The sequence below is a fragment of the Actinoplanes sp. NBC_00393 genome, assembly GCF_036053395.1.
Taxonomy (GTDB): domain Bacteria; phylum Actinomycetota; class Actinomycetes; order Mycobacteriales; family Micromonosporaceae; genus Actinoplanes.
Genome location: NZ_CP107942.1, coordinates 1,885,251 through 1,897,188, shown reverse-complemented (window position 1 = coordinate 1,897,188; position 11,938 = coordinate 1,885,251). Strand labels below are relative to the sequence as shown.

General features: G+C 71.4%; 9 protein-coding genes. 5 read left to right on the top strand and 4 right to left on the bottom strand.

Going from position 1 to position 11,938, the window contains the following annotated elements:
* Window positions 1–423: a hypothetical protein gene (locus tag OHA21_RS08645; protein ID WP_328471981.1), complete on the top strand. Its 423-nt coding sequence runs from the start codon at window positions 1–3 to the stop codon at window positions 421–423.
* Window positions 424–847: 424 nt separating this feature from the next.
* Here OHA21_RS08645 and treS read toward each other — a convergent pair whose 3' ends face one another.
* Window positions 848–2,896, bottom strand: coding sequence for a maltose alpha-D-glucosyltransferase (treS, locus tag OHA21_RS08640; protein ID WP_328471979.1), 2,049 nt, complete (start codon window positions 2,894–2,896; stop codon window positions 848–850).
* 83 nt (window positions 2,897–2,979) lie between these two features.
* On the opposite strand from treS, the gene OHA21_RS08635 reads away from it, so the two are divergent.
* Entirely contained in the window at window positions 2,980–4,395 is a 1,416-nt protein-coding gene (locus OHA21_RS08635) for a hypothetical protein (RefSeq protein ID WP_328471977.1), read from the top strand.
* The gene (locus tag OHA21_RS08630; RefSeq protein WP_328471975.1) at window positions 4,392–5,846 is read left to right on the top strand and encodes a Dyp-type peroxidase; all 1,455 of its coding nucleotides are present in this window, start codon (window positions 4,392–4,394) and stop codon (window positions 5,844–5,846) included. Before OHA21_RS08635 ends, OHA21_RS08630 begins: the two co-directional genes overlap by 4 nt.
* Here the strand turns inward: OHA21_RS08630 and OHA21_RS08625 are convergent.
* Both OHA21_RS08625 and OHA21_RS08620 read right to left on the bottom strand, forming a co-directional pair.
* Entirely contained in the window at window positions 5,783–7,009 is a 1,227-nt protein-coding gene (locus tag OHA21_RS08625; protein ID WP_328471973.1) for an RNA polymerase sigma factor, read from the bottom strand. The genes OHA21_RS08630 and OHA21_RS08625 overlap by 64 nt on opposite strands.
* Window positions 7,006–7,377 carry a YciI family protein gene (locus OHA21_RS08620; protein ID WP_328471971.1) on the bottom strand — a complete coding sequence of 124 codons (372 nt, stop codon included), beginning with the start codon at window positions 7,375–7,377 and terminating at the stop codon, window positions 7,006–7,008. The genes OHA21_RS08625 and OHA21_RS08620 overlap by 4 nt, the downstream gene beginning before the upstream one ends.
* Window positions 7,378–7,521: 144 nt before the next feature.
* On the opposite strand from OHA21_RS08620, the gene OHA21_RS08615 reads away from it, so the two are divergent.
* Both OHA21_RS08615 and OHA21_RS08610 read left to right on the top strand, forming a co-directional pair.
* Window positions 7,522–8,949 (top strand): MFS transporter, encoded by a 1,428-nt coding sequence (locus OHA21_RS08615; RefSeq protein ID WP_328471969.1) that lies wholly within the window; start codon window positions 7,522–7,524, stop codon window positions 8,947–8,949.
* Window positions 8,946–10,286, top strand: coding sequence for a GNAT family N-acetyltransferase (locus OHA21_RS08610; RefSeq protein ID WP_328471967.1), 1,341 nt, complete (start codon window positions 8,946–8,948; stop codon window positions 10,284–10,286). Before OHA21_RS08615 ends, OHA21_RS08610 begins: the two co-directional genes overlap by 4 nt.
* 411 nt (window positions 10,287–10,697) lie before the next feature.
* Here the strand turns inward: OHA21_RS08610 and OHA21_RS08605 are convergent, their stop codons facing one another.
* On the bottom strand, window positions 10,698–11,912 hold the full coding sequence (locus tag OHA21_RS08605) for an MFS transporter (protein WP_328471965.1): 1,215 nt from the start codon (window positions 11,910–11,912) through the stop codon (window positions 10,698–10,700).
* Window positions 11,913–11,938: the final 26 nt, after the last annotated feature.

Here is an 11,938-nt window from a genome sequence, read left to right as displayed (position 1 = left end):
ATGCCGGGCTGGCGCGCCGCAGGACAGCAGGACACGCCGGAGGCGGCAGGATGTGCTTCCATGCCGGTCATTCCCGCTTCCACCAAGACGTCGCTGCCGCAACGGCTACGGGCGCGAGCCAAGGCGAACTGGCCGCAGCTGATTGCAGTGGACGTCCGTTACCGCGGCCAGTTCGCCTACGTCACCGTTGAGCTGACCGGCGGCCAACAGCTGCCGCTGATGCGGCTGCGGTACAGCGGATCCGCCCACCGCTGGCACCTGGCCACCTACCGGGCCAGCAACAACAGCTACGAAGACCAGTACTGGTTCAGCGGCACCACCGAAGAAGCCCTCGACTTCGTCTGCGACGTCCTCATCAGCCCGATCACCGATGGCCCGTATCCAGGCCCCAAACCGTCAACCCCCGAAGCACTTCAGAACTGAAGCACTAAGGTGCGGTCTCCCCGATCATCGCCATGCTCTGACCAACAGCCCGACAACTCAGCCGGCTTCCAGGGCCGGCCGCCGCACCAGCCTGCCCTTCCTTCGAGCCGGCCGGACCCGCCCCGGCTGGCAGTGCACAGTGCGTGCGGCGGCCGGCATTGTCGGGCGGGAGACCTTCCGGATGAGCGGCCACACCCACAGTGGGTGTAGGTACATCCGCTGCAGGTGTGCCGGCGTTCGGGAACCCCATGCGTCAACGGGAGCCGCAGTACCTACCCGCCGGGCGGCGCCGAAGGCGGATTCTCGGACGGCTCCTCGCGGCCCCCGGCCCGGAGGAGACCGCACCGGGCTGATCGACGGCTACCGCACCCGCACAGATCTCTCCACCAACCGCCGCCGAACCCTGCCCAGCCCACAGAAGGTGTCAGCGCGGGGCGAGAGACAGGCCGTCGTGGGCGGCGACGGTCACGTGCGCGGTGTTGGCGGCGTCGACCACGGTGATCAACCTGTTGGTGGCCATGTCGAGGAGTTCGGTGCCGGCCGGGAGGTGTGCGGACGTGAAGTGGCCGGTGACGGGATGGGGGGCGAAGTTCAGCACGGTGGCCTGGATCCGGCCGCCGTCCAGCTGGTGGATCATCGCGAGGAGCGGCGGAGTCGAGACGGGTGGGACGTCCAGCTGGACGGCGGTGGCCAGGCCGGAGCGGGAGCGCAGGTCCAGGATGCGGCGCAGCCGGGAGACGAACGACGTGGGGTCGGCGAGTTGCTGGGGCAGGGAGCCGTACAAGCTGCGGCCGCGCGGGATGCGGGACGGGGATTCGGTGGCGTCCGGGCGGTAGTCCATCAGGTCGTAGGCGGCACGGTGCAGCCAGCGGGTGTCGCCGCTGCCGAGCAGGCCGGGGACCTGGGAGCGGTGCAGCGTCAGCATGCCGCACAGGTCCCAGCCGGAGAGGGCGAGGACGCCGGGCTGCCACGCGTTGAACATCGCCAGCAGCAGGTGGGCCTGCTTGACGCGTTCGATCTGGGACGGGTCCAGGTTGGTGATGTCGGCATGGCCCAGTGACGCCGTGATGATCGTGGCGAGGGTCGAGGCGATGCCGTTGGTGGTGAAGATGCTGTTGTAGGGCGCACGGGGACCGGTCAGGCGGTCGATCAGCTCGCCGCGGACGGTCGCGGCGAGATCGCTGCCGAGGATCTCGGCTCCGCGGAACGGGTAACGCTCACCGGCATGGGCGCTGGTGAAGTGCACCAATTCGTACGTCATCTCGTCGTGATTCTGCAGGGCGTGCACCAGCCGCATCGGCTGCAGTCCCAGCTGCAGGGCGATGTTGAGGGTCAGGCGCAGGAACTCGGTGTCGCCGGTGGCGAGGGCGTGGACGTACGCGGGACGGCTGACGAAGTCGTAGGAGAGGTCGGCGCCCTTGTCGGAGGTCTTCTTCATGTCCTCGACCGACAGGTTGAGCTCCTGGAACGTGAAACCGCCGACCTTGCGGACCATGCTGGCGACCAGATGGTTGACCGCCTCGGAGAGCGGGTGCCCCTCCGACCAGGCCGGCGCTCCGGGCGTGGTGCTCTTCTCGACGCCGAGGAAGCCGTTGGCGTCGAGCCGGAGTGCGCCGGCGCCGAGGGTGCCGAGCGAGTGCAGGGCGTCGCCGATCACCAGGCGCATCCCGGCGAACGTCGGATCCAGCCAGTTGATCGACGGCTGGCCGTCCTTGAAGTAGTGCAGGTAGACCCAGCGGCGGACCACGCCGTCGGCGCCGGTGACCGGCGCGGTGGCGCTCCAGTTGGTGTCCTTGACGCCGGGCTCGTGGAAGATCACCCGTTGCAGCCGGCCGACGATGTACCCGGCCCGGGTGAGACAGGCCTCGGCGTCGGCGTCGAGGTTGACCGAGTCGCGGCCCGGTGGGACGGCCGGCAGCAGGTGCCAGTCGGACTCCGGGATCTCGACCATGTGGTAGATGCCCGGATAGTCGCCGACCTTCATCTCGGCCAGCCGGAAGTCCGGTCCCTTGCCGGTGTGGCCGGGCACGATGTCGTCGATGACGATGCCGCCGTGCGCGGCCGCGACCTGGCACATCCGCCGGAACTCCTGGTCGGTGCCGAACACCCCGTCGATCTCGGTGCTGATCCGGTCGAAGTAGCCGTCGACGCTGGGTGTCGGTTCCCGGCCGAAGAGGCCGCCGGCTCGCTTGAGCGGCCCGGTGTGCACGGCGCCGATGCCGATCTCCTCGAACGCCCGCCACAACTGATCATCGGCGAGTGTGCCCAGGAACGATTCCCCCGGCTTCGTGATCATGGAGACGGGGTACGCGGTGAACCACACCGACGACCCGGCGGCGGCCGAGGCCGGATCCGGGTTGGCGAAGGGCCCACCCCCGACGCCGGAGAACTGGCCGGCGATCCGCTCCGCGTGCGCGAGCATGGACGTTTCCCGCAGCCAGCTGATGTAGCCGCTGTCCTCAGTCGCGCTCATGCATCACCGCTACCCGGAAACAAGCCCGACGGAAACTCGACAGAGCCTCCGCGTCATGCCGTCGCATGATCCATTCTGGAGCGATGTCGACGCTGGACACGCCGGGTGGCGTACGCGATCTGGATCCGCAACGGCTGGCCGGCTGGTCGGCGCTGGTCTCCGCGTGGATGGACCAGATGGTCGAGCGCACCGCCGGTCAGGTCGGTGGCCCCGAGCAAGTCCGCTTCTTCAACCCGCTACGGACCGCGCCGCCGGGCCCGCTCGCCGAACGGAGGATCAGCTGGGACGCTTTCCCGCGCCCAGTCAAGGTGCGGTTCCCCGGTGATCCGGCCGGCGCGCGACGGGCGGCGGACGAGTTCCGCAGCCTCGGCGACTACTACGGGGTGACGTTCTACGCGGTTCGGGACGGCGAGGCGCAGGAGATCGTGCTGCGGTACCGGCCGCAGGACGAGTACTGCGAGTGGTTCGTGGAGCGGGATCCGGAGACCGGCCGGATGCGGCGGATCGTGTTCACCTCGGAGGGGCACGAGTACTGGCGGTTCCTCGCCGACGGGACCGCGGCCTTCCCGGACGCGGGGGTGCCGCCGGTCGACGGTGACCGGGTGCTGTTGCTGCGGCTCTACCGGGAGTTGGTCGGGCCGCAGGTGCGCGAGGAGGATCTGTACTTCGACACCGACATCGCGTTCCGGCAGGCCGCCGACGGGCCGCTGCGGTTGTATCGGCGTCAGGGCGCGTACAACCCGTACAACGTGTGGAACACCGAGGCGGGACTGGCGCATCTGACCCATCCGGAGAACAGCCTGTACGGCGAGGTGTCGTTGGCGGCCGCCGCGAGTGTGCCGCGCTCCGGCGCCGACGGGACGCCGGTGACCGACGCCGGGCGGCTGGTCTGCTGCGCGGGCCTGGGTGATCCGAATCGGTCGAGTGACCCGACGATCAGCACCGATGTGAACGACCTGGTCCGGCGGGGTCTGTCGGTGACGCTACGTGATCCGGTCGGGCTCTACATCACCTCGCTGGACGACGCGGCGGTGTCCGGCCCGGACGGTGAGGATGTGTCGGGCTGGTGGCGGCCGGTTCGCGGCAACGACGGCCTGATCCTGCGGGCCGAGTTCGCGCCGCCGCCGGAGGCCGCGTTCGGGCTGGAGGAGGTACTGGTCAACGGGCTGCCGCTGGCGACCGGCGGGCAGCTGGCCGAGGTGATGACGATGTCGCTGTTCGGCGCGGCCGCTGACCGCGGGCACGGCGCCCCGGCGCCGATCCCGTGCGACCAGCGCTGCTGCGCCGCCGACGACAACCCGGACGTGCTGCGGCTGGTCGCGATCAACGCCCAGTGCCCGGAGGGCTGGCACGCGACGTTCCCGGAGGCGACGGCCGAGAGCAGCGCGCGGCGAACAGAGGCGGCGGCAGACAGCGCAGCGGCGCGAACAGAAGCGGCGGCAGTTAGCGAGGCGCGGCGAGCGAACTCGGCGGTGCGCCGCCCGGAGCTGCCCGCGTGAACCCGGACCCCACCGGCGAACCACGCCTCGACCTCGACGACATCCAAGCGCACATCCTGCCCGGCTTCGGCCACCAGCATCAGCGCTTCCTCGGCTGGCGCCTGCCCGACGACGATCCCGCCCCCGCAGCCCGCGCCCTGCTCGCCACGATCGCCGGCCGGATCACCCCGGCCAGGCACGGCCTGGCCAACCGCGCGATCCGCAAGGCGGTCCGGCACGGCCTGGCCGACCCCGCCCAGCTCACCGAGCCGCCGGCGATGGCCGCCGCCCTCTCCCCGCGGACCCTGCGCGCCCTCGGCCACCCCGATCTGGCCACGATCGACGAGGCGGTCGCGGTCGGCATGGCCCGCCGCAGCTACCTGCGCGACCCACCATCCGGGACCTGGGCCGTCGGTGGCCCGGGCAAAGAGATCGACATCCTGGTGATCCTGGCCGGCGACGACTCCGAACTCCTCGCCGAGGCCACCGCCGAGGTGTGCGCGACAGCCACCTGCGAACTCGTCCACGACCAGCAGGCACACCGGTTGCCCGGCGACGTCGAGCACTTCGGGTTCCGGGACGGGATCTCCCAGCCCGTCCTGCGCGGGGTCGTCGACGACGTAGGAACGGCGCTCGTCACGCGTACCCCCATGCCTTTGATGCCTGATCACCGCGCGTATGCCGCACCGGGCGACGTCCTGGTGTGGCCCGGTCAGTTCATTTTCGGTCTGCCCCGGCAGAGCGAGACGGCGCCGGCCCGGCCGGCGCCGGCGCGCGACATGCCTGCCCTGGCCCGCAACGGATCGCTGCTCGTCTATCGCAAGCTGGAGCAGGACGTGGCCGGTTTCCAGGCCGACACCGCGCGGATGGCCGCCGAGCTGGGCACGGACCCGGACGCGCTGCGTGCTCAGCTGGTCGGCCGCTGGCCGGACGGCCGCCCACTGGTCGGCCACGCCGACGCCACCCGGGCCGAACTCAATCATTTCAACTACGACACCGACACACCTGACATTCCGGACGGTCCGCGCGGGGCCGGCGCCGATCCGGACGGCCTGCGCTGCCCTCTCGCGGCCCACATCCGCAAGGTCAACCCCCGCGATCAGGAGACCGACAAGGGCCCGCCGGCCGCGACTCTCGCCTTCGCGATTCTGCGCCGAGGGATAACGTACGGCTACCCGTCCGATTCCGAGCGGGGTCTGCTGTTCCTGTGCTACCAGACCGACGTGACCCAGCAGTTCGAGCTGCTGGCCCAGCGCTGGGCGAACAACCCGGAACGCCCCCGGCAGGGCATGGACAACGGCGTCGACCTGCTGATCGGCCGGGTCCGCGCCGGAACACCGAGGCGGGCCCGGCTCCTCGACGGCGAGGTGTCCACGTTCACCGACTACGTGCTGCCGCGCGGCGGCGCCTACCTGTTCACACCGTCGCTGTCGGCGCTCCGGGAGATGGCGCTCGCGCGCGACTCCAGATAGCGCCGCTCCGCAAGGCTCGCCGTGAACCTCGCCGCCTTCCGATAGCTGTCGTAGGCCCCCGCCGCGTCACCGGCCTTCTCCAGCAGATGCGCCCGCACCGACCACAACCGGTGATGCCCCGCCATCCGCTCGTCCCCGTCCAGCGTCGCCAACAGCGCCAGACCCGCGGCCGGCCCCTCCACCGAGGCCAGCGCGATCGCCCGGTTCAGCGTGACCATCGGGTTCGGCGCGATCCGCTCCAGGATCAGATACAGCGCGTGCACCTGCCGCCAGTCGGTGTCCGCCGCGGTGGCCGCGTCCGCGTGGGTCGCCGCGATCGCCGCCTGCAGCTGGTACGGACCCAGCGCCGCCCCGCCCAGCGACACCTGGGCCAACGCCATCCCCTCGCCGACGAGCCCGCGGTCCCACCGCGTGCGATCCTGCTCGTCCAGCGGCACCAGATCCCCCGACGCCGTGGTCCGCGACTCCCGCCGCGCGTCGGTCAACAGCATCAGCGCCAGCAGCCCGGTGACCTCGCTGTCCTCCGGCAGCTGCGCGTGCACCATCCGGGTCAGCCGGATCGCCTCGCGCGCCAGGTCGACGCGGTGCAACGAGTCGCCCGACGACGCGGTGTACCCCTCGTTGAAGATCAGATAGAGCACCTGGAGGACCACCGGCAGCCGCGACGGGTCCAGCGTGAACGTCGCGCCGGCCGCCCTGATCCGCTGCTTGGCCCGGCTGATCCGGGCGGCCATCGTCGCCTCCGGCACCAGGAACGCCCGAGCGATCTCGGCCGTGGTCAGCCCGCCGACCGCCCGCAACGTCAGGGCGGTCTGCGACGCTCCGGTCAGGGCCGGATGGCAGCAGAGGAACAGCAGCTTCAGGGTGTCGTCGACGTCCGGCACCTCGGCAGGCGGGACTTCGGCCGTGGCCAGGGCCGTCTCCCGCTCGCGGCGTGCGTGGTCGCTGCGCATCTGGTCGATGAGCCGCCGCGACGCGACCGTCATCAGCCAGCCGCGCGGATTCTCCGGCACCCCTTCGGCCGGCCACTGCACGCTGGCCGCGAGGACCGCTTCCTGGACGGCATCCTCACACCCCTCGAACTGCCCGTGGCGGCGCACCAGCACACCGAGGACCTGCGGCGCGAGCTCGCGCAGCAGGTCCCCGAAGGCCGGTACGCTCACGCGTCCAGATTCCCGTCGGCGAACATCACCTGGCGCACCTCGACACCGAGCCCCGGGATCCGGGTGTCCGGGATCTGCGCCGCCAGCTCGATCGCCCGTTCCTTGTTCTCGCAGTCCACCAGGTAGAAGCCGCCCAGGAACTCCTTCGCCTCGAGGAACGGCCCATCGGTCACGACCGGCTGGTCGTTGCGCACCGACACCACGGCGGCCTGCGACGGGTCGGCCAGCGCGAGCGTGGTGATCAGCTCACCGGACGCCTTCATCGCCTCGAGCAACTTCCCGTGCCCGTCACCGATGGCCGCCTTCTCCTCGTCGGTCAGGGCGTCCAGCACGGCCGGGTTGATGTGCAGGCTGATCAGGAAACGCATCTCGGTCCTCCTCATTGGCGGGTCTTCGGCCGTTGGTCGGAGCCGCCGCGGCCGTCTTGACGTCCCACCCCGATTCTCTTGTCAAGAATTTCCGGCCCGCTCCGACCACCGGCGGAAACCTCGGACGAACAGGGAGTTCACGACATGCGAAACACCCGGGCGTGGCTGGGTCTGGCCATCCTCGCACTGCCGACGCTGCTGGTCGCGATGGACATGACCGCGCTGCTGCTGGCCCTCCCCCAGCTCAGCGCCGATCTCGGCGCGAGCGCCGTCGAGCAGCTGTGGATCAGCGACAGCTACGGCTTCCTGGTCGCGGGCCTGGTCATCACGATGGGTACGCTCGGCGACCGCATCGGCCGTCGACGGCTCCTGCTGATCGGGGCGGGCGCGTTCGCCGTACTCTCCGTGGTTGCGGCCTTCGCCACCAGCCCGCTGATGCTGATCGTGGTCCGCGCCCTGCTGGGCGCCGCCGGCGCCACGCTGATGCCGTCCACTCTCGCGCTGATCACCACGATGTTCCTCGACGCCCGGGACCGTGGCCTCGCCATCTCGATCTGGGCGACCTGCCAGTTCACCGGCGGCGCGCTCGGCCCGGTGTTCGCCGGGTTCGTGCTCGACCGCTTCTGGTGGGGGTCGATCTTCCTGGTAGCCGTACCCGCCATGCTTCTCCTGCTGCTCGCAGGCCCGCTGCTGCTGCCCGAGTTCCGCAGCGATCGTGCCGGCCGCCTCGACCCGGCCGGCGTCGCGCTGTCGCTCACCGCGATCCTGTGCGCCGTCTACGGCATCAAACAGCTGGCCACCGGCGATGCGACCGGGGCACCGGCCGCAGCGATCATTGCGGGCACCTTTTTCGTACGCCGCCAGCTGCACACTTCCACGCCCCTGCTCGACCTGCGGCTGTTCCGCAGCCGCCCGTTCACCGCGGTCATCGTGGCGCTGGTCTTCGCCGGCATCGCCATGGCCGGCACCGGCCTGCTGGTCACCCAATATCTGCAGGGCGTCCTCGGCTACTCGCCGTTCGTCTCGGCCGTCCTGTTCGCCCCGATGGGCCTCGGCGTGGCCGCCGGCACCTTGACCGCCCCGCTGCTGGCCCGCCGCATGCGCCCCACCAGCGCGATCGCCGGCGGCCTGGCCCTCTCCGCGCTCGGCAGCCTGCTGCTGACCAGCGCCGACGGACCGGTTCTCGTGATCACCGGGAGCACCGTCCTCGCGCTCGGCACCGGCCCGCTGTTCGCCCTCGGGACCGGCCTGGTCGTCAGCTCGGTCCCTCCGGAGCGGGCCGGTTCGGCCGCCGCCGTCTCGGAAACCGGCAACTACCTGGGCGGCTCGCTCGGCTTCGCCCTGCTCGGAGTGGTCGCCGCAGCCGTCTACCGGGCCCGGGCCGGCGGCACCTCCGACTCGCTCGCCGGTGCCCTCGCCGCCCAGGACCCGGCCCTGCTCCACACCGCCCGCGAGGCCTTCACCGCCGCGCTGCACGTCACCGGCCTGCTCGTCACCCTGATTTTTGTCGGCCTGACCACACTGCTCCTGGCCGTAGCGCGTTCCGGTTCGACGGTACAAATAGACCGATGAGCGACTATCTGATTCGGCCGGGGCGGATCGCCGACACCGCGGACGTGGCTGCCCTGCAGGCCGCGGTCCAGTTGCAGGCGGCGACGGGCGGCCAACCGCATCCCGGCATCGCCGCCTGGGTCGAGGACCTGATGGAGGGGCACCCCTCGGTGACCCCCGCCGACTTCCTGGTCGCCGAGGACACCGCCACCGGCCGGCCGGTCGCCAGCCTGGTCAGCCTGCGACAGGACTGGTTCCTGGACGGCGTACGCCTGCCGGCCGTGCAAACCGAGCTTGTCGGCACCGCGCCGGAGCACCGCGGCAACCGGCTCACCGAGCGACTGTTCGCCGCCCTCCACGAGCGCTACCCGACCGCCGACGTGCCGATCCAGATGATCGAGGGCATCCCGTACTTCTACCGGCGTTTCGGCTACGAATACGCAATGGCCAACGACGGCGCCCCGACCGTGCCCGCCTCCGCCTTGCCGACAACCGGCCCGGCCACCGCACCGCCCCAGACCGGCCCGCTGCCAACGCGCCCAGCCACCACGCCGCCCCAGACCGGCTCGTTGACGATGCGCTCGGCCACCGCCGCCGACGCCGAGGATCTGGCCGCCATCGACAAGGAGATCGCCGACGGCCCCGCCCTGGTCTGCCCACGGGACGCCGCGGTCTGGCGCTACGAGATCGCCGGACGCCGCCCGGAGGACATCCTCCGGCGCAGCGTCGCCCTGCTGCTGGACGGCACCGACGTGCGCGGATACGTGGTCCACGGCTCCCGGCTCTCCACCGGCGGCCTGCTGACCGTCTTCGCCGCCGCCTGCCCGGACCCGGCCGACTGGCCGCACGCCGCCACCACCATGTATGCCCACCTCAACCACACCGGCCACGGTTTCGAGGCGGGCCAGCCGTTCACCGCGGTCCGGCTCCTGCTCGGCCCCGAACACCCGCTCGCGCAATTCGGCCCACCCGGCATCGCGGCCCGGCCCAGCGGCTGGTACATCCGCCACACCGACCCCGCCGACCTGCTGACCCGTCTCCAGCCGCTGCTGCGGAAACGCTGGCACGGCCTGCGCTGGCCCGAACCGGACCTGACCATCAACACCTACGGCCGCGCCGCCCGCCTGTCGTTCACCGACGGCGAACTGTCCACGGTGACAGCCGTCCGCAGCCCCGCCGGCCCGGACGACCACGCCCACATCCCCCCGGGCGCGCTGCTCCAGCTGGCCCTCGGCCACCGCACGATCCCCGAGGTGCTCGACACCTGGCCGGACTGCGTACTACGCGACCGCCTCACCGAACACTTCCTGACCGCTGCTTTCCCCCGCGTGCCCATCCGGATCTGGTCACGCGGCTAGCCCTGGCCTGCTTCCGAGCTGAAGGGTCCCCGCCAGCTGGCAACCAAGCACCTCATCACGGGCCCATTCCATGCACCAGCGCCAGCCGGGCCCGGCCAGCTGGCAGCCACGCACCTCATCACGAGCCCATTCCATGCACCAGCGCCAGCCCCGTTGACCCCAGGCACCCGGCCGAAGAGTCCGGCCGGCCTCCAGGGCTGTTTCGGTGGGCGGGAAACGACACTGAGCGCCAGCCAGCCCATAGGTGCCCCAGCAGGCCGCCGCGGGCTCCGCAATCACGCACGGCTGAGGCGGACCTCAGCCCCAGCGGCAGCAGGAGCGGGCGCGGAAGCCGGAGCGGGCGCGGAAGCCGGAGCGGGCCAGAGCGGACGCAGGAAACAAGAGCGACCGACCCCGAAAATCAGAGGCTGCCTAGACGTGGGCCGGGGCCTCACGCAGCCGCGGGATCGGTGACACGGCGACCCACAGGGTGGCCGCGGCCAGCCCGACCGCGCCGGCGAGCAGGGCCTCGTACGCCCCCAGCGAAGCCGCCAGATAGCCACCCGCAAGCGATCCCAGCGGCAGCGTCCCCCAGGAGACCAGCCGGTAGGCCGCGGTCACGCGGCCCTGGATCTCATCCGGCACCGCGCTCTGCCGCAGGCTGCGGTTGTGCACATTGGCCAGCGCCGTGCCGAAGCCGATCACCAGGAAGACCGCGCCGACCAGCACCGCAACGCCGGCACCGCGGTCCGGCGCGGCGAACAGCAGCAGCGGCGCGCTGTTCCCGATGGCCATCGTGACGAGCATCGTGGGCCCGAACCCGTACCGTGCCGAGATTTTCGCCCCGGCCAGCGCGCCACCGAGCGCGCCCACGGCAGCCAGGCTGAGCACGACGCCGATCACCACGGGCGACAGCCGCAGGTCCCGGGCGAGCCAGAGCAGCAGGGCGATGGAGAAGACCTGGTAGGCGATGTTGTAGGTGGCGGCCTCCCCGACGAGCGGCCGCAGCAGGCGGCTGCCGGCCAGGTACCGGATGCCCTCGAACACCTCCTGGCGCAGCCGGGTGCCGTCCCGGCGTACCGGGCGCGGTTCGGGTGTGCGGATGCCGGCCACCGCGATCGCCGAGACCAGGTACGTCAGCGCGTCGACGGCCACCGCGAAGGGCGCGGTCAGCCAGGCCACGAGCAGCCCGCCGATGCCCTGGCCGGAGAGTTCGGCGCCGGACTGGGCGGCGGCGATCCGGCCGTTCGCGGGCAGCAGCTGGTCCCGGCTGACCAGCGTCGGCAGATAGGCCTGGTCGGCGAGCTGGTGCACGACGGTCCCGGCGCCGGCCAGGAAGACCAGCAGGTAGAGCGGTTCCATCCCCATGCCGGCCCAGCCGAGCAGCGGCACCGCACCGATCACGACGAACCGGCCGAGGTCGGCGGCCACCATCAGCGGGCGCCGGCGCACCCGGTCGACGAGCACCCCGGCGTAGAGGGTGAGTAGCAGGAACGGCAGGAACTGCGCGGCCCGCAGCAGGCCCACCTGCTCGGCGGTGGCTTGGAAAGTGAGGATCGCCAGCAGCGGCAGCGCGAGCTCGCTGATCTCGCTGCCGAGCGCGGAGATGGCGGTGCCGGCGAAGAGCCGCCGGAAATCTCGGCCCACGAGAATCCTCCTCCGTAACCGGTAAA

Excerpts from the sequence above, each read along its gene's own strand:
- OHA21_RS08645 (WP_328471981.1), top strand. The coding sequence starts at position 1 with ATGCCGGGCTGGCGCGCCGCAGGACAGCAGGACACGCCGGAGGCGGCA.
- treS (WP_328471979.1), bottom strand. The coding sequence starts at position 2,896 with ATGAGCGCGACTGAGGACAGCGGCTACATCAGCTGGCTGCGGGAAACG.
- OHA21_RS08635 (WP_328471977.1), top strand. The coding sequence starts at position 2,980 with ATGTCGACGCTGGACACGCCGGGTGGCGTACGCGATCTGGATCCGCAA.
- OHA21_RS08620 (WP_328471971.1), bottom strand. The coding sequence starts at position 7,377 with ATGCGTTTCCTGATCAGCCTGCACATCAACCCGGCCGTGCTGGACGCC.
- OHA21_RS08615 (WP_328471969.1), top strand. The coding sequence starts at position 7,522 with ATGCGAAACACCCGGGCGTGGCTGGGTCTGGCCATCCTCGCACTGCCG.
- OHA21_RS08610 (WP_328471967.1), top strand. The coding sequence starts at position 8,946 with ATGAGCGACTATCTGATTCGGCCGGGGCGGATCGCCGACACCGCGGAC.